The 20813-nt window shown below is 64.9% G+C and carries 16 protein-coding genes and 1 pseudogene; 6 read left to right on the forward strand and 11 right to left on the reverse strand.

The window, feature by feature from the left end:
* Positions 1 to 52 precede the first annotated feature (52 nt).
* Both ACIPUB_RS09335 and dusB read right to left on the reverse strand, forming a co-directional pair.
* A complete protein-coding gene (locus tag ACIPUB_RS09335) occupies positions 53 to 1336 on the reverse strand; it encodes a deoxyguanosinetriphosphate triphosphohydrolase (protein ID WP_407607121.1) in 1284 nt (427 codons plus the stop codon).
* A gap of 8 nt (positions 1337 to 1344) precedes the next feature.
* The gene (dusB, locus tag ACIPUB_RS09340; protein WP_407607122.1) at positions 1345 to 2541 is read right to left on the reverse strand and encodes a tRNA dihydrouridine synthase DusB; all 1197 of its coding nucleotides are present in this window, start codon (positions 2539 to 2541) and stop codon (positions 1345 to 1347) included.
* A 129-nt stretch (positions 2542 to 2670) separates the two neighbouring features.
* Between dusB and ACIPUB_RS09345 the strand changes: the two genes are divergently transcribed.
* On the forward strand, positions 2671 to 3684 hold the full coding sequence (locus ACIPUB_RS09345; protein ID WP_407607123.1) for an LLM class flavin-dependent oxidoreductase: 1014 nt from the start codon (positions 2671 to 2673) through the stop codon (positions 3682 to 3684).
* Between the two features lie 78 nt (positions 3685 to 3762).
* On the opposite strand, the gene ACIPUB_RS09350 is transcribed toward ACIPUB_RS09345, so the two are convergent.
* From ACIPUB_RS09350 to ACIPUB_RS09365, 4 genes are all read right to left on the reverse strand, one after another.
* Entirely contained in the window at positions 3763 to 5007 is a 1245-nt protein-coding gene (locus tag ACIPUB_RS09350; protein WP_407607124.1) for a hypothetical protein, read from the reverse strand.
* A gap of 122 nt (positions 5008 to 5129) precedes the next feature.
* Positions 5130 to 5564 (reverse strand): GntR family transcriptional regulator, encoded by a 435-nt coding sequence (locus tag ACIPUB_RS09355; protein WP_407607125.1) that lies wholly within the window; start codon positions 5562 to 5564, stop codon positions 5130 to 5132.
* A gap of 206 nt (positions 5565 to 5770) precedes the next feature.
* On the reverse strand, positions 5771 to 6688 hold the full coding sequence (locus tag ACIPUB_RS09360; protein ID WP_407607126.1) for a GNAT family N-acetyltransferase: 918 nt from the start codon (positions 6686 to 6688) through the stop codon (positions 5771 to 5773).
* Between the two features lie 4 nt (positions 6689 to 6692).
* Positions 6693 to 8078 carry a glycine--tRNA ligase gene (locus ACIPUB_RS09365; RefSeq protein ID WP_407607127.1) on the reverse strand — a complete coding sequence of 462 codons (1386 nt, stop codon included), beginning with the start codon at positions 8076 to 8078 and terminating at the stop codon, positions 6693 to 6695.
* 676 nt (positions 8079 to 8754) lie between these two features.
* On the opposite strand from ACIPUB_RS09365, the gene ACIPUB_RS09370 reads away from it, so the two are divergent.
* Together ACIPUB_RS09370 and ACIPUB_RS09375 are read left to right on the forward strand one after the other, a co-directional pair.
* On the forward strand, positions 8755 to 11670 hold the full coding sequence (locus ACIPUB_RS09370) for an AAA family ATPase (RefSeq protein ID WP_407607128.1): 2916 nt from the start codon (positions 8755 to 8757) through the stop codon (positions 11668 to 11670).
* Between the two features lie 362 nt (positions 11671 to 12032).
* Positions 12033 to 12197: pseudogene (locus ACIPUB_RS09375) on the forward strand (response regulator transcription factor); the annotation flags it as partial.
* Between the two features lie 215 nt (positions 12198 to 12412).
* Here ACIPUB_RS09375 and ACIPUB_RS09380 read toward each other — a convergent pair.
* Positions 12413 to 12649 (reverse strand): hypothetical protein, encoded by a 237-nt coding sequence (locus tag ACIPUB_RS09380; protein WP_407607129.1) that lies wholly within the window; start codon positions 12647 to 12649, stop codon positions 12413 to 12415.
* Between the two features lie 145 nt (positions 12650 to 12794).
* Between ACIPUB_RS09380 and ACIPUB_RS09385 the strand changes: the two genes are divergently transcribed.
* A complete protein-coding gene (locus ACIPUB_RS09385; protein WP_407607130.1) occupies positions 12795 to 15728 on the forward strand; it encodes an AAA family ATPase in 2934 nt (977 codons plus the stop codon).
* A gap of 52 nt (positions 15729 to 15780) precedes the next feature.
* On the opposite strand, the gene ACIPUB_RS09390 is transcribed toward ACIPUB_RS09385, so the two are convergent.
* The 3 genes from ACIPUB_RS09390 to ACIPUB_RS09400 form a co-directional block, all read right to left on the reverse strand.
* Positions 15781 to 16374 carry a carboxymuconolactone decarboxylase family protein gene (locus tag ACIPUB_RS09390; protein ID WP_407607131.1) on the reverse strand — a complete coding sequence of 198 codons (594 nt, stop codon included), beginning with the start codon at positions 16372 to 16374 and terminating at the stop codon, positions 15781 to 15783.
* A gap of 177 nt (positions 16375 to 16551) precedes the next feature.
* Positions 16552 to 17541, reverse strand: a complete 990-nt coding sequence (locus tag ACIPUB_RS09395; RefSeq protein ID WP_407607132.1) for a DMT family transporter — start codon at positions 17539 to 17541, stop codon at positions 16552 to 16554.
* Positions 17538 to 18518, reverse strand: a complete 981-nt coding sequence (locus ACIPUB_RS09400; RefSeq protein ID WP_407607133.1) for a DMT family transporter — start codon at positions 18516 to 18518, stop codon at positions 17538 to 17540. Before ACIPUB_RS09400 ends, ACIPUB_RS09395 begins: the two co-directional genes overlap by 4 nt.
* A 144-nt stretch (positions 18519 to 18662) precedes the next feature.
* Here ACIPUB_RS09400 and ACIPUB_RS09405 point away from each other — a divergent pair, with 144 nt between their 5' ends.
* Positions 18663 to 18890: an RNA-binding S4 domain-containing protein gene (locus tag ACIPUB_RS09405; RefSeq protein ID WP_407607134.1), complete on the forward strand. Its 228-nt coding sequence runs from the start codon at positions 18663 to 18665 to the stop codon at positions 18888 to 18890.
* A 187-nt stretch (positions 18891 to 19077) separates the two neighbouring features.
* On the opposite strand, the gene ACIPUB_RS09410 is transcribed toward ACIPUB_RS09405, so the two are convergent.
* Complete coding sequence (locus ACIPUB_RS09410) at positions 19078 to 19734, reverse strand: alpha/beta hydrolase (protein WP_407607135.1); 657 nt, start codon at positions 19732 to 19734, stop codon at positions 19078 to 19080.
* 92 nt (positions 19735 to 19826) lie between these two features.
* Here ACIPUB_RS09410 and ACIPUB_RS09415 point away from each other — a divergent pair, with 92 nt between their 5' ends.
* Entirely contained in the window at positions 19827 to 20687 is an 861-nt protein-coding gene (locus tag ACIPUB_RS09415; protein WP_407607136.1) for an SGNH/GDSL hydrolase family protein, read from the forward strand.
* The last annotated feature ends 126 nt before the right edge of the window (positions 20688 to 20813 follow it).

The raw sequence follows: 20813 nt of genomic DNA on the forward strand, positions 1-20813 counted from the left end.
TCGAGGATGGAATGCGCCGTTCCGCTGCGGGCTGTGGATCGGGCCCGCCGGCCTAGAAGAGGCGTTCGTTGAAGCTCTTGCCCAACACCAGGGTGGCGTGCCATTCGATGGCCGAGGCGTCGGTGAGCGAGGCCACCTGGTCGATGACTACGCGCAGCCGGCCCGCGTCGTCGGCGGCGTCGCGCCAGTCGGCCGCGAAGAGCGGCTCGAGGTACTTGTCCCCGGTCTCGGCCAGGAGGGTCACCAGCTCGGTGAGGATTTCGCTTTGCCGCGCATAGATGGGCTTGCGTTCGTCGCTGGTCATCACATAGGCGGTGGCCAGGCCCTTCATCGCGGCGATCTCGTGTTCGGTGGATTCGGGGACGATGAGCGCGGCGTTGAAGCGGGTCAGCTCCCCCGGCCCGAACTGCTCGCGGGTGGCATCGATGGCGGATTGGCAGAAGCGCCCGATGAACTGGCTGGTCATGTCCTTCAGTGCGGCCATGGAACGGCGCGAGCCGTCGGCGTGCGGCACCCATTCGTTGGTGGCCTCGAGCCGGGCGAAGGCGGCATCGATGACGTCGTCCTCGACGTGCGGCAAATACCATTGCCGGGTGAAGGTGATCGCCCGGGCCCGCTGGTCCTTGTCCTTGATCCAGCGCAACTGGAAGCGTCCGGCGTTGATGGCGTCCTCGACGTCGTGCACCGAGTAGGAGATGTCATCGGCCAGGTCCATGACCTGTGCCTCGATGCAGGTTTGCCGAGGTTCGGCACCGGAGCCGGAGCGGAGCCAGTTGAAGACCGGGGCGTCGTCGACGTAGACGCCGAACTTGGAGGTCGTCTTGCCGTTCTTTTCCGGGGCGTCTTCGCGCAGCCACGGGTACTTGCACGCGGCATCCAGCGAGGCGCGGGTGAGGTTCAGCCCGGCGGAGGCACCGGTGTGCCTGAAGGTCTTGGTCTCGATCCGGGTGAGCAGTCGCAGGGTCTGCGCGTTGCCCTCAAAGCCGCCGATGTCGCCGGCCAGCTCGTTCAGGGCCTTTTCCCCGTTGTGGCCAAAGGGCGGGTGGCCCAGGTCGTGGGCCAGACAGGCGGTGTCCACCACGTCCGGGTCGCAGCCGAGGGTAGCGCCGAGCTCGCGGCCCACCTGGGCCACTTCGAGGGAGTGAGTCAGCCGGGTGCGGACAAAGTCGTCGGAGGAGGGAGCCACGACCTGGGTCTTGGCCCCCAGCCGGCGCAGCGCCGAGGAGTGCAGCACCCGGGCGCGGTCGCGCTCAAACGCCGTCCGGTACGCCTTCTTGGGCGGTTCGGGTACCCATCGATCCTCATCCGCCTCGGTGTAGCCGGGAATCTGCAACATTGGGCTCCTTAGCCGCCGGAAACGTCTAGTTCGGCCGCGGAAATCATGGCCTTGTGCTTCTCGTCCATCTCACGCGTGGCAAGCCAGCCGTCAGGCAGGTGGGTCTTCTTCGGGGATCCGGCGCGTCCGCGCTGGCCCTCGGCGTCCTTACCGGGGTACGGCATGGACAGATCCAGCTGGTCCAGCAGTTCGCGCAGCACCTCGAGGGTGGGCACCTGGGCCAGGGCGGAGCGGATGTCCCCGCCGACCGGGTAGCCCTTGAAGTACCAGGCCATGTGCTTGCGGATGTCGCGCAGTCCCTTGAACTCGTCCTCGAAGTACTCGGTGAGCAGTTCCGCGTGGCGGTAGACGGTCTCGGCGACCTTGGCCAGGCCGGGGGTGTAGCGCTTGTCGGTGCCCTCGAAGGCTGCCTGCAGGTCCCCGAAGAGCCAGGGGCGTCCCATGCAGCCGCGGCCCACGACGATGCCGTCGATGCCGGTCTGCTGGACCATGGCCACCGCGTCCTCGGCGCTCCAGATGTCCCCGTTGCCCAGCACCGGCACGTCGGGCAGCGATTCGCGAAGCTTGGCGATTGCGTCCCAGTCGGCCTTGCCAGAGTAATACTGGCTGGCCGTGCGCCCGTGCAGGGCAACCGCGGCAACGCCGTGGTCTCGGGCGATCTTGCCCGATTCGATGTAGGTGAGGTGGTCCTCGTTGATGCCCTTGCGCATCTTGATGGTCAAGGGCACGTCCCCGCGGGCGGCCTCCGTGGTGGCCGCCTTGATGATGGAGGTGAACAGGTCGGTCTTCCACGGCAGGGCCGCTCCCCCGCCCTTGCGGGTGACCTTGGGAACCGGGCAGCCGAAGTTCAGGTCGATGTGGTCGGCGCGGTCTTCCTCGACGATCAGGCGCACGGCGGCGCCGACGGTCTTGGGATCCACGCCGTAGAGCTGGACCGAGCGCAGTTCCTCGTCCGGATCGTGGGAGATGATGCGCATGGACTCGGCATTGCGTTCCACCAGCGCCCGGGAGGTGACCATTTCGGTGACGTACACTCCGCCACCGTATTCACGGCAGAGCCGGCGGAAGGCCTTGTTGGTGATGCCGGCCATGGGAGCCAGGATCACCGGGGTGTCAATGGTGTGTTTTCCCAGCTGGAGCGGGGGCAGCTCAAGTTTCGCCGTCGAGGGCGCGCCGGTCTGGGTTACGTCGGAAATTGCAGTCACTAACCCATTCTCTCAAATAGATCCAAATCCGTGGGGGCCGGGGGCCAACTTGTGCATCACACCGGGAATAATGGGTGGCCTCGCAAGGCTGTGCCCAACGTACATACGTTTGCATGCAAAGGATGAAGCGTGAAAAAGATTGGTTTCCTGACCTTCGGCCACTCGGGAGGCTCCACCAACTCCCCGGTACCCACCGGGGCCGACGCCGTGCGCCAGATGCTCGACCTGGCGGTCGCGGCCGAGGAATCCGGGTTCGACGGGGCCTGGATGCGGGTGCACCACTTCGGCAGTTCGCTCTCCACCCCGTTCCCGCTGCTGGCGGCCATCGCGGCGAAGACCACCACGCTCGAGGTCGGTACCGGGGTGATCGACATGCGCTACGAGAACCCGCTCTACATGGCCGAAATGGCCGGGGCCACCGACGCGATCAGCAATGGGCGCCTGCAGCTGGGCATCAGCCGCGGTTCACCCGAATCCGCCCGCGACGGGCAGCACCAGTTCGGCTACGACCTGGAACCCGGGGACAGCTGGGCCAATGAAACGCGCCGACGGGCAGCTCGCTTTCGCGCGGCCATCGCCGGGGAAGGCATGGCCCACCCGATGCCCGAACGCCATCACGACCAGGAACAATTGCTCCCGATCAACCCGGTCTCCCCGGGCCTGGAAAACCGGATCTGGTGGGGTGCTGCGACCATCGGATCGGGGCTGTGGACCGCCGAAGTGGGCATGAACCTGCTCTCCTCCACGCTGCTGCTCGAGGACGACGGGCGGCCCTTCCACGTGCTGCAGGCCGACCAGCTGCGCCAATACAGGGACGCCTATGCCGCCAGCGGGCACACCACCGGCGGGATGACCGCGGTGACCCGCAGCGCGTTCCCCATCACCACCGACACGGACGAGATCTACTTCGGGCGCCGCGAGCGCGGGGACTCCGTGGGCGTGCTGGACGGATCGGTTGCCCGCTCGGGCCCCACCTATGCCGGCGCCCCCGAGGAAGTCGCGCAGCAGTTCTTGGACGACGACGCGATCACCGAGGCCGACTACGTGCTCTTCGCCCTGCCGAACCAGCTCGGCGTTGACTACAACGCGCACGTGATGACCGAGATCGCGAAAATCGCCCGCGAGCTGGGCTGGAAGGAGTAGTCGACCTGTCCCATGCCGTTGGCGTCCCGCCCCCGTGTTCGGGGACCGGAACCCCAAGCGCACTTGTGGCTCGAAGGCCTATCGGAATTCCGGACCCGAGCCCTGTTTTTCTTCGTCCAGGGCAAGGGCCACGGCCAGTTTTCGCGCAGCGACCAGCTCAACGGCCGACCCCACAGCCAGCACCAGCATCAGGATGGCCAGGGCAGTGAACAACAGGCCTGCGACGTAGCTGTAGGCGCCGCTGAGCATGGTGTCGTGGTAAAAGAATTCGATGTTCTCCCCGACCACACGCAAGTCGCCGGCCACGGTGAGCATGGCACCACCGGTGTGGACTGCCACCGGGGCAAGAGCCGCGAGCATCCCCGCTCCGGCCACGCCGGCAACGAACTTGGCCTTCAGTGTCCGGGCCAGGTCATCGACCCCGAGCAGGCTCGGATCCCTGGGCCGCGGGGCCTGGGCCAATGAACGCAGCAACAGCACGGCAATCACCAGTAAGAGCAGGGCCGCGGCAATCACGGGAACCCCGAAGTACCAGCCGTGGATATCGACCGATTGCGGCCCGGGGGTCAGCGGCAGGGCATAACCGACTTCGGGGTCGTCTGCGGCAGAGTTTCGCTGGACGACCATCCTGGTGAAGCGACCGTAGGCGTCCTTGCTCGAGGCCAGCCCCGTGGCCACCAGCCATCCACAGAGCAACAATGCGGCGGCCGCGGGAATTGCCATGGCCCAGCGCGGCCCGAAGCTCAGGAAACCACGGGGCTGCACGTGCGCCGATACCACCGTGGCGCCCGCAGCCTCGGGGTACTTCCTCCGGGCGACCAGCAGGGCCAGCAATCCCAGGGTCACCATCACCGCAACCAACGGCACCAGCAACCCCAGCAAGAGCGGCCACGCGTCATTGGCCTGCGGCGGAGCGAGGGGCGCTTCACCCAACGCGCGGTAGCATCTTTCCACGTCCGCCTCGGTGGCCCCCGGACTCGACTCCGGCAAACGTTGGCATGCCATGAATCCCTGGAAGTGTTCGTCGGTTTGTTCGTAATACGACGCATGCGCTGCCGTTGACACCCCGCGGGCCCATACTTCAGTGACCACGCGGAGCACCAGATAGACGGCAATGCCGGCCGCCATCGCCCAGCCGGCGGCGGTGCCCCATCCGCCCAGGAGCGTTGCCGCCACCCGCCGGGAGGGAACATCGAGCAGCGAGGTTTCCGCCCGCAGCTTCCCGCGGGTGCGCGGCACCGCCCGGATCAGGACCCAGAGGAGGGCCACCAACAGGATTGTTGCCGCAACCAGAATAAGAACCGTCGTCGTTGAGAGTTCCATCGTTCATCCCACCTTCTGCAGGGACCCGCAGGTCCGTCATCCGCAGCCCTCGACGCCGTGTCGATGTCCCGACACCTGGCGTGCGGACGCCGGCAGGTGGTGGCGGAGATGATGCGAAATTCTCAGTTGGCCGTGCGATCCCACCCCACGGCCAGCAATCCCTGGGCCTGTTCGAGGCTCAGGCCCGCGGCGCGGGCAGCCCGGGCAAAGACCTTTGCCTCGGCGAGTGCCGGTTCGGCCAGGCCCCGGCCCGGATTGACCCGGGTTCCGGCGGCCCGCCCGGTGCGGACCAGCCCCGCTGATTCCAATTCCTTGTAGGCCTTGGCCACCGTGCCGGCGGCCAGACGCAGGTCCCCCGCGAGCTGGCGCACGGTGGGCAGCTTGGCGTTGGCCGGCAGCACGCCGCTTTGAATCAGTGCGGTGAGTTGGCTGCGGACTTGTTCGGCCGGCCCCGTGGGACAGGCCGGGTCAACGGCAACTGTGCCGAGGTCCAGTGGGACCGCCGACGGCGAAATCGCAGGTTCGAAGGATCCATGGCCTTCATGTGCAATCGCCATGCCTGTTCCCCACCTCTCGCCCCAAGCATCCGGGACGGGCAACTCCCCGTCCACTTGTACCACTGGGACAATACAACAGGGGGGTTGCATCTTGTGTCAAGGCCCTGACACAAGATGCAACCAAACCTGACCCGAACGTGACAATGGCGCCGGAGGCTCCCCCTAAAGGGGACGCATCCGACGCCATCGACGTTGCTGCGGTGAAGCTACGCGGTCGCCACGATGTGCGTGGTTGCGGTGACCGTCGCATGGTCGGCGCGAACCAGTGCGTCAACCAGCGAGGAGAGCACCACCATCGAACCGTCGACCTCCAGCTTCACCGGGTACTGGTGCGCCAGCATGGCGAGCATCCCGCGGATCGGCTCCGCGGACTCGTCCAGGCCCAGCTCCGGGTTCCAGCCCAGCAACACGTCCGCCGGCGCATCGGCGCGCGCCGGGGTGTAGCTGATGGCAAAGGTAAGGATCTTCCCGCCCTTGGCCTTGGGCTTGTCGCGGAACACGATCACGCCCTGGGCGCCGGTCGCGTCGTCCAGCAGCATCTTCTGCGCACTGCCCAGCGTCATGTTTGCCGGGTCCCAGTGATGGGTCGCGTTGTAGAACTCGACGACGAGCTGGGTCAGCTCGACGCTGCCGGTGGCGATGTCGTCCAGGGTCAGCCCGTCGTCCTCGAACAACGGCAGTTTCAACCCGCCGGGCTCGACGACCACGTCGCGGGCGACCTGGATTTCCTTCATGCCCAGCGACGCGCAGAACCCGGCCGCAGCCACGGCGTCGGTCCCGGCGGTCCGGGTGTAGCGGGCCTTGAGCTCGGCCGGGTGCCCCGCCGGCAGCAGGGCGCGCAAGCGCGCCACCAGCTCGGTGCCCACCCCGGTGCGCCGGTGTTCGCGCGCCACCTCGACGTAGAGCCACAGCCGCGTCGGGTGCAGCGTCGAGGCGAAGACCACGCCCGCCGCGACCGCGATCCCTTCGTCGGTGGCCACCAGCGCTCGGCTGAAGGGCGCGTTCGAATCTTTCCGGAACATGGTCCGGTCCTGGTGGGCATGCGGGGATGCCGGGTCGCCGAAGATCTCCAGCAGCGCCAGGTCGTCCCCGTCTGCCCAGGGCCGGAATTGGAGTGTCGACATGTGGCTAGGCTCCGTTGAGGCGCTCGGAGAGGTAGGTGCGCACCTTGTCCAGGGCGACGCGTTCCTGGGTCATGGTGTCGCGGTCGCGGATGGTCACGGCCTGGTCCTCGAGGGTGTCGAAGTCCACCGTGATGCAGAACGGGGTGCCGATCTCATCCTGGCGGCGGTAGCGGCGGCCAATGGCCCCTGCATCGTCGAAGTCGATGTTCCAGGTCTTGCGCAGCTCGGCAGCAAGCGCCTTGGCCTTCGGGGACAGGTCCTCGTTGCGCGAGAGCGGCAGCACAGCGGCCTTGACCGGGGCCAGGCGCGGGTCGAGCTTGAGCACGGTGCGCTTGTCCACCCCGCCCTTGGCGTTCGGGGCCTCGTCCTCGACATAGGCGTCGACAAGGAAGGCCATCATCGAACGGGTCAGGCCGAAGGAGGGCTCGATCACGTACGGGGTGTAGCGTTCGCCGGTGGCCTGGTTGAAGTAGGACAGCTCGGTGCCCGAGCCCTTGGAGTGGCTGGTCAGGTCATAGTCGGTGCGGTTGGCGACACCCATGAGCTCGCCCCATTCCGAACCCTGGAAGCCGAAGCGGTACTCGAAGTCGATGGTGCCGGCCGAGTAGTGGGCGCGCTCGTCCTCGGGGACGTCGAAGCGGCGCAGGTTCTCCTCGGTGATGCCCAGGTCAAGGAACCAGGCCCAGCAGTCCTCGACCCACTTGTCGAAGAACGCCGGGGCGTCCTCGGGGGCGGTGAAGAACTCGATTTCCATCTGCTCGAACTCACGGGTGCGGAAGATGAAGTTTCCGGGCGTGATCTCGTTGCGGAAGGCCTTGCCGATCTGGCCGATGCCGAACGGCGGCTTCTTGCGGGAAGCGGTGAGCACGTTGTTGAAGTTCACGAAGATGCCCTGCGCGGTTTCCGGGCGCATGAAGTGCATGCCGGCGGCCGAGTCGACCGGGCCCAGGAACGTCTTGACCAGGCCGGAGAAGAGCTGGGGTTCGGTGAACTGGCCCTTGGTGCCGCAATCGGGACAGGCGATTTCGCTCATGCCGTCGACCGGCTGGCGCTTCTTCTTGGCCACGAAGGCCTCGATGAGGTGGTCCTCGCGGTGGCGTTTGTGGCAGGAGGTGCACTCGACCAGCGGGTCGGTGAAGGTTGCGACGTGGCCGGAGGCTTCCCAGACGGCCTTGGGCAGGATGATGGAGGAATCCAGGCCCACCATGTCCTCGCGCCCGCGCACAAAGGTCTGCCACCATTCGCGCTTGATGTTTTCCTTCAATTCGGTGCCCAGGGGTCCGTAGTCCCATGCGGAGCGGGATCCGCCGTAGATTTCACCGGCCTGGAAGACGAAGCCGCGCCGTTTGGCGAGGGAGATGACTTGATCGAGCTTGGACTGAGGCGCCATAACAACTCCAATGGTTCACGAGGCCGCTGGTTGCGGTCCGTTGGGCGAAAACATACTCGCCCAGCCTAACGTGTTTCCATGGCTATTTCAGGGCCGCCCCCCGGCACCTAGCGGACGACTGGCTTGACTCCGGGTGAACTCTTGATGGAGACTTCGTGCTTTCCTCGGCCTCCCGGCGGACCACGTCCAGATGACGGGATCAAGGACCGAGCCCACCGAAGTCTTCTTCACGACTTCGCTTACACGGATCCGACGGGTTTTGGCGTAGAGCCTGCGCCAAAACCCGCCGGAAGATCCACCTCATTCCCGAGTCATCAATGTTTTGCCACCATGACCGGGGTAGACCGGGAAATGGACCGCCCGTTGTCCGGGCTCTGTTTGGCAATCCCGGGTAATGACTTCATCCGAGGCCCTAGCCACTACCGATCCCGGACCATCCGGCACGAACACCGAAAAGGGGTTGAGTGCGGTCCCCAGAAGTGTCGCCAGCGCAAGGCCAACGACCCTCCGCGTCCCGTATGAGCGATACATGGTCTCTCCTTCCATACGCGGTTGTTCTGATATCTCAACCTTGATCTTTAAGGCAGGTTTGCACCTCGGGATCGACCCCTCAAAAAGTGCGGCAAAGCACTGGTTTCTTCTGGCACGCCGCGCCCGAAGGTGGGAAACTCGGCACATGGCCTACGCGCAAGGCTCCACCGGTCAAGAGATTGTCGGGCGAGGGGCGGAATTGCAGGAGGTAAGTACTTGCCTTCAGGAGGCTTGTGCCGGAACAGCCGTCACCTTGGTGGTTTCGGGGGATCCCGGCGTGGGAAAAACGTCTTTGATCAAGCAGTCATGCGCCAGCGCAGCACCCGGGGTTTGGGTTCTCACCGGAGCTTGCCTTCCACTTTCTTCGGTAACCGTCCCGTTTCTGCCTCTGCGTTCAGCCATCCGCACCGCTGCCCCGCTGGACGGCATCGCGCACCCGGACTTTGATTCGCCCGTCGCAGCACCACACGAAGTACTCGTTGCCGTCGACGACTGGCTGACCAAATGCAGCCGTGTCCAGCCGGTGGTGTTGGTGGTCGAGGATCTCCACTGGGCCGACCAAGGCACTCTTGACCTGCTGATGTATCTCATCGCAGGACCGTCCGACAGGCGGTTGTCCATCATCGCCACCCTGCGCAACGGGGAAGTTGTCGAGGGGCATCCGCTGGATCGCTGGTTGGCCGATGTCCGACGCATGCCACACATCTCATGGATGAATCTGGGTCCACTGGATTACCAGTCAAGCGGGCTTCAGGTGGCGCAGGTGCTGGGTGCACCGGCGCACCAGTCCTTGCTTCGGGAGGTTTATTCCCTCGCGCATGGAAACCCGTACTTGATCAGACTGCTGGTCGGTGGCCTGCATCCGGAGTCCCGCCATCTGCCCCCGCAACTGCCCACGGACTTGAGATCGGCGGTCCTGAGGTCTTGGCACCGTCTTTCAGCCCAGGGAAGGGAACTCACGGAGCTAATGGCCGTCGGAGGACACCCGATAACCGCACGGGACCTTGATGATTTGGCATCGCATGGCGGATCGCAGCTAGAGGCGGAAGTGGTCTTGCGAGAGGCGGCGTCCGCAGGCATTGTGGAATCCGACCCGGAGGGAACGATGTGGTGGTTCCATCACCCGCTGATCGCAGAGGTCCTCGAGCAGGGAATGGGCGGGCCCAAACGGCGACGTTGGCATGAAGTGTTCGCCGACCATGCGGAGGCCCGGATGAGCGGCGGGAACGGCGTCAGCTTCGAATACATGGCGGCACTGGCACACCACTACGATGCTGCCGGCCACCTTGCTGAGGCCTACGACTGGACCATGCGCGCTGCCGCCGCCACGGACGGCGCGGCCAACGCGGGTGAAGCCGCGGAATTGCTTCAGCGGGCGCTGGAGCTGCACGCCATTCTGGGACGTGGGGCGCTCGAACGTGAGGTGCTTCTGGACCGTCTGCGGACCGCAGCCCTGACCGCCGGATCCATGGAAGTGGAGCTGGAGGCGGTGGAGGCCCTGCTCTCGCAGATCGACGCAGGCGCTCGCCCGCTTGAGGTTTCCCAGTTGATGGTGCGGGAATCCCAATTGCGGTTTTCCACGGGACGGGAATTTCTCTCCGTCACGAAGATGCGTGTTGCAGTAGAGTGCGCCCGGGCCAACGAACAAAGCTGGCAATACGCGTTGGCATTGGCTGAACTTGCCAATGCCGAACTATGGCAGGACGAACCCGAGGGGGAATCGCATGCATCCGCGGCCTTGGAAATTGCCCGACATGCCGGAAATCCCCAGGCCCTGTCCTATGCCTTCACCGCCTGCGCCATGGCAGCAATAAACAGCGGGCATCTGGCCAAGGCCCGCCGGCTGGCTGGAATGGGAATCAAGGCAGCGACGCGGGCAAGGGATTTCTGGTCATTGTTTGCCGCCATCGTATGGCAAGCAAATGCGACGGAGTCCTCAGCCAGCCAAGCATACGCCGAGCTTATGCGCTCCGGTCAGGGCACCATGGCCAGTGCGGGAGCCCCACACGTGTATATCGCCGTAATCGTCGGCTACGAGGCGGGGGCTTGGATGGGCGTCGGCCAGTGGGAGGAATGCGCGAAAGCACTTCGCATCGCGCTTGGTTCGGACCCCGGAGTCATGGCGGACACCGGGGTCCGACTGACGGCCGCCAGACTGGCCATCTGGCAGGGACGCCAGGGTGAAGCCGACGCGCACTTGGCCCGCGCAGAAGAACTGGCCGCACAAACATCCGAGTACATAACCTTTGAATTCGACGCCGTGCGCGCCGAATTCCATTTGGCGGCAGGCAATCCGGATTCCGCCTACGCGGTGGCCCTGGGCGATGGCGATCCGGAACACATGCGCCACATCATGGGTGAATGGAGGCTGCCCCTGGCTGCCAGGGCATTGGCGGATCGAATCCAACGTGCCAGTGATGAAGGCCGCCCCACCGCGGATCTGCTCCCGCTCGCCGACGACATGGAAGCACGCTTCCCGGTGGTGCTCCACAACAACTTTGCCGCCGAACTTTACGCTCGGCAGATCGAGGCCTTTAACCTGCTCTACCGGGCTGAACTCGGTAGAGCACGTGCCACTGCCGACAACGGGCAGCAATGGGTCCTGGCCGCGGATGCGTGTCGCGATGCAACGCTCCGATGGGAAGAAACGTATTCCTGTTGGCGGACTGCGGAGGCCTTGCTCTTGCGCAGCCACGCGCAGCGGAAGTTGGCAACAGCGATGCTGGTTCGCGGACTCGATTTGGCCCGGGAACTCCGTGCGCGACCACTCCACGAGGCCCTCTGTGAGCTAGCCGCCCGGGCCAGGATACCCACCGACCTCCCAATCACCGGCGACCCCGCCTCCCAGTTCTACGACGTGCCCGGGCTGACTCCCAAGGAACGGGAGATCCTTCCGTACGTTGTTGCGGGACAAACCTATGGAGACATAGCCCGAATCCTGGTGATCAGCGAAAAAACCGTCAGTTCGCATATCTCAAACATGCTGCGGAAGACAGGAACCGCCACGCGCCTGGATCTTTCGCGATTGGCAACGCGAGCACGCGATGATCATCACCACTAGCCACCGTGCCCCCCGGTGCATCCGGGACGCTTCGCGTCATTTCGCCCCGGAAGGGCACTCATGCTCCTTTAGCCGGTCGCCCTGCAGCCTCGATGAATCCCACCAAGCCTATTCCCGGGGCAGTCATTCCGGTGTTCGTGCCGAACGGGAATCGCCAGTCTGTCCACCACGCCAATGCTCCCGTCATGGCTGGCCTTGACCGAAGCAAACCTGTTGCCGCTCAACGCTGCTGGCATCATGGGCGACGTCGGGGTTCGCCTGACCGCGGCCGGGCTGGCCGTCTGGCAGGGCCGATTGGGTGAGGCCCAGGCGCACCTGGCCCGCGCGGAGGAACTCTATGCGGATAACACGTTGTCTCCGGACGAACCTATTCGGAGATTGCTGCAGCCTTGGTCATCAGCGAGAAGACCGTCAGCACGCACATCTCCAGCATGCTGCGCAAGACAGGCACGGCGAACCGTCTGGACCTCTCCCGGTTTGTCACCCGCCAGGGCAACGACCCCACAATACGAAACGACCAACCCTGAGCCGCCCGTGGTGTTCACGCCAGTTCGCAACCTGGCAATCCGCCGCCGCCCTTCAGTCGTGCGTCTCGTCTTGCGAACAAAGCGAGTCTGTTGTGGACTCGAGCAGACCCTTCCCCGGGTTACGGCGGCAATTCAGCACACATCCACCTTCAGCCCGAGCCCCCTGCGATACCAGGACTGGCAGATGCCAAGCCGGGTATCGCATGCTGGCTTCCTTAACGTTCGGGGATCCAGGACGGGGCACGGGCTCCAGCCCCGGTGAGGCTGTCGCAGCGGATCAATTGCGTGCCGATCCGCTCCAACGAACACGCCTTGGTGTCCATGGTCTGTTGCCCCTGGATCAGCGGCCCTCCCGGGTCCGGCTTGGCAAGTGCCGGGGATGATCCGGCAAGGGCCAAGGCCAAGGCGGCGGTTAGGCCCGCGAAGCGCGGGGCCTTGTGTAGGAAATTCATGATGATGCCTCCATTGCGGTTGTTTTCGATACCCCAACGATGCGCCCGGGGGCCGTCCGCCGGCATCGGGAACGAATCCTCAACATTCATACGAAAGCCCTCAGGTTCCCCAGCCCGCGCGCCGGGTTGGTGGCACACTGGTGCTGTGGCACAAGGGCTTGAGGTGGTGGGGCCGGAACTCGTCGGGCGGGAGACGGAGCTGGCCGAGATCGAGGCATGCCTGAACGGCACGGCCGCAGGCACCGCCCACACCCTTGTGGTCTCGGGCGATCCCGGAATCGGGAAAACGGCACTTGTACGCCAAGCCTGTGCCTCCATGGCATCCAAGGTTCTGGTCCTATCCGGAGCCGGCCTGCCGCTGGCCTCGGTGAACATCCCCTTTCTGGCTCTGCGATCCGCCTTCCGGGGTGTATCCCCGCCGGTCGGCATCTCCTCACCGACCTTCGGTAAGAGTGTGGATATCCCGCAAGATGAAGTGGTTTCCATCGATGCCTGGCTGACGGAGCTCTGCCGCATCAGGCCCGTGGTGTTGGTAGTGGACGACCTGCAGTGGACCGACCAAGGCACACTGGATGTCTTGATGTATCTCATAGCAGGGCCTGCCGACAGGCATCTTTCCATCCTTACCACGCTGCGCAGCGGCACGCTCGGCGACGGGCATCCACTACGGCGCTGGCTTGCGGATATTCTCCGCATGCCACGCACCTCCCAGCTGACCCTCGGACCCTTGGACTACCCGTCGACGGGTACCCAAATGGCGTTGGTCTTGGGCGCCGAGCCGCACCAATCTTTGGTCCGGGAGGTTTTTACTCATACCGCGGGCAACGCCTACCTGAACCAGCTGCTGCTTGGAGGTCTCCGACCGGACAGCAGACACCTGCCCGGGCGGCTACCAACGGACTTGAGATCTGCCGTGCTGCGCTCATGGGGCGGCCTCTCGGCCGATGCACGGGAAGCCACACAGGTGTTGGCCGTGGCAGGACACCCCACCCCCGCACGGGATCTGGAGGTGGTGATGCATCATGGAGGCCGGCGGTATGACGCGTCCGCCGGCCTCCGGGAAGCGGCGGACGCGGGAATCACCGAATGCGAACCGAACGGCCTCCACTGGTGGTTCCACCATCCGCTCATCGCCGAGGTCCTCGAACAGGGACTCGACGGGCAGCAGCGGCGTGATTGGAATGCGGTTTTCGCCGCCCACGAGGAGCGCCGGCTCGGCGACGGCGCCTCGGACTTCGCATCTCTGGCGGCACTTGCACACCACCATGACGTCGCCGGGCACACGGCCGAAGCCTTTGAATGGACCTTGCGCGCCTCAACGGCAGCTCTCGAGGCCGGTGGAGCCGGGGACACGGTGCCCCTTCTCCGTCGAGCGCTCGCATTGCAGGGCCGTCTGGGCCATGACGGTCAGGAACGGGAAGTATTGCTCATGAAATTGCGCGGAGCGGCCGACGTCGCCGGGGCCATTGAGGATGAGCTTGAAGTGGTGGAGGAGCTGTTGGTCGAGTTCGACGCCGCCGACCGACCGCTCGATGTTGCCGAATTGATGGTGCGGCGGGCACACCTGCGCTTCTCCACTGGGCGGGAGTTCCTTGTACGCAGCCCCATGACCATGGCAGTCCAGCTGGCCAGCGCGGATGCGGAGAGTTGGCAATACGCTTTCGCCCTTGCCGAGCTCGCCCACGTAGAACTCTGGGAGAGCGATCCCGCAGCCGAGGGCCACGCCGCCGAGGCCCTGGCTGTTGCCGAAAAATCGGAGAATCCCCGGGCACTGTCCTACGCGCTGACGGCCAATGTCATGGCCGCAGTTCTTGGTGGGCGTGACGCCGCCGAGGGCCGCCGCATGGCCGCCCGTGCAGTGGAATCCGCGGCCCAGGCACGGGACTTCTGGGCCATGGTCCATGCAACGCTTTGGCAGGCCAATGCCACGGAGGCATGGACCAGCCAGGCCTTCGCCGATCTCATGCGTGCGGGCAGAAACAACTTTGTCGCCCTCGGGGCCCCGCACGCGTACATCGCCAAGATGGCGGCCGAAGAAGCGGGCAGCTACATGGCCATCGGTCGGTGGAAGGAGTGCAGTCAGGCGCTTCGTGTGGCCCTGGGATCGGACCCAGGCATCATGGGAGACGTCGGCGTTCGATTGACGGCTGCCCGGTTGGCGCTCTGGCAGGGCAGGATGCATGAGGCGCAGGCGCACCTTGCACGGGCCGAGGAACTATATGAGCAAAAATCCGAGTTCCTTAATCTCGAATTCGATGCCGTACGTGCCGAGGTTTACCTGGCTACGGGCGATCCAGCGGCTGCCTATGCCTCTGCCCTGAACGGGGCGAACCCGGATCACTTATCCCCGACCATGTGCGAATGGCTCATTCCCCTTGCCGCGCGTTCCTTGGCGGACCGCATCCAGTCGGCCAGCGACCAAGGGCATCCGACCGCGGATCTCCTGGCGCTCACCGCAGATCTGGTTGAACGCTTCCCCCACACGCTCCAGGATTTTGGGCTTGAAACCGAGTTATACGCCGCGCAGGTCAAAGCCTTCGACCAGTTGTATCGGGCCGAAGTCGGCCGTGCCCGGTGCTCCCCCGAGAATGGACAGCATTGGATAAGGGCCGCGGATGCGTGCCGAGTCGCGACCGTCCGCTGGGAAGAGACCTACTGCTGCTGGCGGGCGGTGGAAGCGCTCCTGTTGCGCGGACATTCCCAACGGGGACTGGCGACATCGCTTCTGCGTCGTGGACTCTCACTAGCCGATGAACTCCAGGCTCGACCCATCCAGGCATCGCTGAATGAACTCGCCACCCGGGCAAGGATTCCCACCACGCTACCGTCCGTCGAAGAGTCGGTCGGCAGGTCAAGCGAGCTGCCCGGCCTCACGGCGCGCGAACGGGAGATCCTCGGCTACGTTATTGCGGGACGCACCTATGGGGAGATTGCCCGATCCTTGGTCATCAGCGAGAAAACCGTCAGCTCACACATCTCAAACATGTTGCGTAAGACTGGCACCGCCAACCGGCTGGACCTCTCGCGATTCGCTACCCGCCGGGGATCCGACCGAGCTACACGAGATCACACAGACTGATGGGCCGGGGGCGATTGCATCGTTGGACCACCCGGCGACCCCTGATAAGCCCTCAGTCGGCAACGGTTTCCCGGGAATCGATCGGGTCTAGCAAGGCGCCGCGCATCTCCTCGCTGAGCTTCGGCGGCACGTCAACCTCCACGTCCAGCGCCTGCAGGATCCGGCTGAGGTAGTTCCGGGCCGCCGCCGCCAGCGTGATGTCAACGATTTCCCGGTCGGAGAAGCCGAGATCGCGCAGTCGCCGGCTGTCGGCCTCCCCCATCGCGGCCGAATCAGTACTCAGCTTCACGGCGAAATCCATCATCGCGACCTCGGCGTCCTCCAGGCCGGCGGTGCGGTAGTCCCTTGCGATGCGCAGCAGTTCCTGCTCATCGAAGTACTTGAGCGACTTGTTTCCGTGGGCCAGCCGGCAATGCCGGGATCCGATCCCGAGCGCCGCGGCCAGGGTCACCAGTTCGTATCTGCGCATGCCCAGCGAACCGGCGATCGACCCTTGCAGGGCTTTCCATGCCTCGAAGGCCTCGGGATTAATGGCCAGGACCTTGGTGTGGCTGGGGACGTACCCCAGGGCCGCCCGGTCGGCGGCATACGCGGCGGCGACGGCGCCCTGCGCCTCGCCCTCGCCAGCGGTGTGAAGAATACTCATGGCGTGGCGCCTCCCGGTTCCCATCGACAGGGATGCGGCCGCGCTTCCATGCCCGTTCCGTTTTCCCTGTTGGCGCGATCCTAGAGCAGTCGGGCCCGCAGGCACATGGGGCCGATGCCCCAAATTTCCGGGCATCCAATGTCGTCCCCCGCACCCTCCGGGGGACGGCCGGTGCGGCTATTTCCGCGCCCGGCGCATCTTGCCAAAGGGGATCGAGGCCAGCGCGACGGCTGCAAGCGTCAGCAGGGTCCCGGCAATGGTCGCGCCGTTGATGACGGCACCGGGCGCGGGGACGAGAACGTCGATGAGCAGTGATCCAACGAGTTGGCCGCAGATCATGCCCAGTCCGGTCAGCAGCACGCCGAGGTGCTTGACCAGGAATGCGGAAAGCCCGATGAACACGCATCCCAGCGGGCCGCCCAGGTAGTACCACCACTGGGCGGGCAGGGACTCCGGGAGCCCGACCAGCGGCAGGCGCACCAGCAGCAGGACCGCAAGCATGAGCCCGCCGACGAAGAAGTTCACCAGCGTTGCCGCCACCGGTGTCCCGTAGGCCTGCGCCTGGACGCCGTTGGCCGCGGACTGGAACCCCATGAGGAAGCCGACCACCAGCGGTATGGCCATCGGCAGCAGCAGGGCGGCGATGGACGCGGCCGACCCCATCCTGGGGCTCACGGCCCAGATGACTCCGGCAATGGTCAATCCGGCACCGAGCGCGCGAAGCGTGCTGATGCGCCGCCGCCCGCCGGGCCCGAAGCCAATGCCGTCAACCAGCAATGAACCCAGGGTCTGGCCCGTGACAATGGAGACGGTGAACAGTGCGACGCCCAGCAGCGGCACTGTCAGCGTCTGGGAGATCACCACGAACGCGCCGACACAGCCGGCGGCCAGGTACCAGAGGGGGAAGCGTTTCTCCCGCAGGGCGCGCGGGATCGCCATGGCCCCTGCGCGCGCACCGGGCAACACCAGCGAGGCGATGGCCAGCACGATGAGTCCGGTGGTGAAGCTAACCAACGAGGCGGCGACCGGATCCCCCAGCCGGAGCCCCAGAGCGCCGTTGATGCGGCTCTGGATTGGCATCGCCAACCCGGCCACCACGGCGGTCGCCACATAGAGGGGCGCCAGGGAGCGTTCCTTGCGCGGTGCGTTAGCCGGCGATGAAATCATGATGCCTTCCGTGCCTTCCAGCGTGGTCGCCCGTTGGGTTGCCACGAGGCCACCAGGACCGCAAGCAGCGTGACCAGCGTTCCGACGATTTCGTTGCCGCCAACCACTTCGGGCGATATGACCAGGTCCATGACGAGGGAACCGACCAATTGCCCCGTCACCAGCCCCATACCCAAAAGCAAGGCACCGAGCCTGGGAACCAGGGTCACACCTGTGACAACGAAGAGGATGCCCAGCGGCCCGGCAAAGTACATCCACCACAGCGGCGCGTGGGAGAACCCGAATGATTCAATCCGCAGCACGGCCGCGAGTGCCATAGCCACCAGCAACCCAGCGGCGGCTGCCAAGTAGTTGATTGCCGTCGCAGTCGTGGTGGAGCCATAGGCCTTCCCGGCCCGGCCATTCATGGATTGCTGGAAGCTGACCAAAAGTCCTGCCCCGGCAGCGACAGCCAGGGCAATAAGCGCCTGGGGCGATTCGGCCGCCTGCGCTCCCGTACCCCAGGCGGCAATCACCGCGCCAATGACCAAGAGCCCCGCGCCAAGGAGTCGGATGCGGGTAACCGGCTGCTTCCCGGCCGGGCTGAACCCGATCATGTCGATGACGATGCTCGACAGTGTCCTGGCTCCGACAACCGCGACGGCGAAGAGCGCCAAGCCGATGCTGCCCACACTCATGGCCTGGGCAACCATGTAATACGAGCCGACCAGTCCGGCAAGCAGGAACCACCTCGGGATCGTCCGGTCGCGCCACACGGAACCGAATTGCCTCCACCCTGCACGGGCCCCGGGAATCGCCACGCTCGCCACCAGGAGGCAGGCCAGGGACGTGAGCGCGCTGAGAAGCGCCGCCGAAAGGTACCCACCGAGGAACCCTGCGCCCTCGGAAGTGATCAAGGCCTGCAGTGGCATCAGCATCCCGGCAGACGCGGCCAGCGCCAAGGGGACTGCATGTGCTTGCGGTTCGGGGCGTGCCACTGATCTCCTTGGGGACGGGTTTCCTACTAGTGCAACCTACTGCGAAGCCGCCAAGGCATGGGCATTATGTCGCCAACACCACAAAACCTGCCTCACACGCTCCCATCGTGCATATGCGGTCGACCGATGCGCCATGATGGATACATGGCAAATTCCGAAACATTCCCCATCCAAATCCGCGACGAGTCGATTCGACTGGGTCAACTGCTGAAACTGGCATCGTTGGCCGACGACGGATTCCACGCCAAGCAGCTGATCGAGGATGGCCTGGTGCAGGTCAACGGCGAAATCGAGACGCGCCGCGGGGCCCAGATCCGCAATGGCGACACTGTAACCGTCCACGGCGAGTCCATCCGCGTGGAGACCGCCTAGCGTTCCTTCCCTGGCCGCTTGGGCCAGACTCCAGGTACCCCAATCGGCCGGTCCGCGTCCTGGCACGACGACCTGCACCGCGCCGGCGGCCGATTGCGCGGAACTCTCGCGCTTGACTCGGCCTCCCGCCCACGGACGTGATCCGCGTATGGCGGGAGACCCTTTTCCGCAAGTCTGCCCGTGAACCCTAGATCGATGCGCCCTTCAGCACGACATGGCTCAGGAACTCGTGCACATGGGACATTTCCTGCGCGTTCACCGAGTGGAACATGTTGGTATAAAGCACCTTGGTGACGTGGACGTCACTAGTCGCCCAGGCGTGCGTGTATTCGATCTTGTCCTGGGTGATGACCGGATCGGCCTGGTCTCTGCCCCAGAACACCGGCTTCCGCATTTCCTTGAGCTTCTCGTCCTGGAAGAAGCCCTCGCCCTCTTCCGGCACGGCAAATCCGGAAAGGCCGATGACCGTGGAGATCGCATCGGGTTGGTGCCGCAGGAGGGACGTGGCCACCGCCATGCCCATGGAGAATCCCAGCAGGCTCACCGATGAATGCTGCTTGCTGACCGGCTCAAGCCAGGACCACAGGTCGGCGATGGAGTTCTTGACGGCATCAAATGAATAATCCAGGTCCTGCATCAGCGGGAACCAGGTGTATCCCGGACCCAAGGACTGCGGGGCCCGAACCGAGACAATGGTGAATTCCTCGGGCAACATGGGGGCCAACCCCATGAGGTCCTCTTCATTGGAGAGGTAGCCGTGCAAAAGCACCAGCAGCGGGGTACCGGCGCGTTCGGATTCCGGACGGGACCAAATGACAGTGGGGTTCCAACTTGTTTCACTCACCAGACCAGTCAAGCAGAAGATAGCAGCATTCGGCGATCCACCAAGAAAGCTACGCTTAGGTAACTTACGTATTCTTTGATAAGAATATCTTCGTGAACAACGTGATTGAAACACCTTCCGCAGCTTCGACCCCACCGAGCACCGGAAGGCATCCGTGGGGTCGCTATGTCGCCCTGGGGGATTCCTTCACGGAAGGCGTTGGAGATGACGACCCCCGCAGCCCCGGGAACTACCGCGGCTGGGCCGACCGGGTTGCCGAACAGCTCAGCGAGGGTGTCGATGATTTTGCCTATGCCAACCTGGCCATTCGGGGACGGCTCATCACCCAGATCTTTGACGAGCAGGCGGGGCCGGCACTGGAGCTGAAGCCGGACCTCATCAGCCTGTGCGCCGGCGGCAACGACGTGATTCGCCCGGGCGGCGACCCTGATGCCATCGCCGACAAGCTCGACGCGCTCATGAGGGTATTGGCCACCTCAAATGCCACGATCCTGCTTTTCACCGGACCCGATATCCGAGACACCCCGGTATTGGGCGGAATCCGGGGCAAGGTCGCCATTTACAACGAAAACGTGCGCACGATCGCGGCCCGCTACGATGCGGTGGTGGCGGACATGTGGTCGCTGCGCGAGTTGCACCAACCGCGCATGTGGGCGGATGACCGATTGCATTTCTCGCCCCTGGGCCACCACACCATCGCGGCAATGGCCTTGGATGCACTGAACGTCCCGCACCAGCTGAAACAGCTCGAACCGTCCGAAGCCGAAATCAAGAACTGGCGCGATGCCCGCCGCGACGACCTGATCTGGGCGCGCACGCACCTGGCGCCATGGGTACTTCGCCGCCTCCGCCACCAGTCCTCCGGTGACGGCGTCCTGCCGAAACGACCGCTCGCCACCCCCTTCACCGAGCAGCCGCCCAACGCGTCCCTCGGCAACGGTCCCGCGATCTGAGCGTCCGGGCGACAGGATCCGCGTGTTGCCACGGTAGTACCCTGCTAGATGAAAATTCGCAGGCGCGCCTGAAGTTCTTTACCGACCAGGATCCGCACACAGCCTGAATTGCATCTCCCAACCGGA

The sequence above is a fragment of the Paeniglutamicibacter sp. ORCA_105 genome (assembly GCF_045798545.1).
In the GTDB taxonomy this organism is placed as follows: Bacteria; Actinomycetota; Actinomycetes; order Actinomycetales; family Micrococcaceae; genus Paeniglutamicibacter; species Paeniglutamicibacter sulfureus.

Excerpts from the sequence above, each read along its gene's own strand:
- ACIPUB_RS09335 (WP_407607121.1), bottom strand. The coding sequence starts at position 1,336 with ATGTTGCAGATTCCCGGCTACACCGAGGCGGATGAGGATCGATGGGTA.
- ACIPUB_RS09350 (WP_407607124.1), bottom strand. The coding sequence starts at position 5,007 with ATGGAACTCTCAACGACGACGGTTCTTATTCTGGTTGCGGCAACAATC.
- ACIPUB_RS09355 (WP_407607125.1), bottom strand. The coding sequence starts at position 5,564 with ATGGCGATTGCACATGAAGGCCATGGATCCTTCGAACCTGCGATTTCG.
- ACIPUB_RS09360 (WP_407607126.1), bottom strand. The coding sequence starts at position 6,688 with ATGTCGACACTCCAATTCCGGCCCTGGGCAGACGGGGACGACCTGGCG.
- ACIPUB_RS09365 (WP_407607127.1), bottom strand. The coding sequence starts at position 8,078 with ATGGCGCCTCAGTCCAAGCTCGATCAAGTCATCTCCCTCGCCAAACGG.
- ACIPUB_RS09370 (WP_407607128.1), top strand. The coding sequence starts at position 8,755 with ATGGCCTACGCGCAAGGCTCCACCGGTCAAGAGATTGTCGGGCGAGGG.
- ACIPUB_RS09380 (WP_407607129.1), bottom strand. The coding sequence starts at position 12,649 with ATGAATTTCCTACACAAGGCCCCGCGCTTCGCGGGCCTAACCGCCGCC.
- ACIPUB_RS09390 (WP_407607131.1), bottom strand. The coding sequence starts at position 16,374 with ATGAGTATTCTTCACACCGCTGGCGAGGGCGAGGCGCAGGGCGCCGTC.
- ACIPUB_RS09395 (WP_407607132.1), bottom strand. The coding sequence starts at position 17,541 with ATGATTTCATCGCCGGCTAACGCACCGCGCAAGGAACGCTCCCTGGCG.
- ACIPUB_RS09405 (WP_407607134.1), top strand. The coding sequence starts at position 18,663 with ATGGCAAATTCCGAAACATTCCCCATCCAAATCCGCGACGAGTCGATT.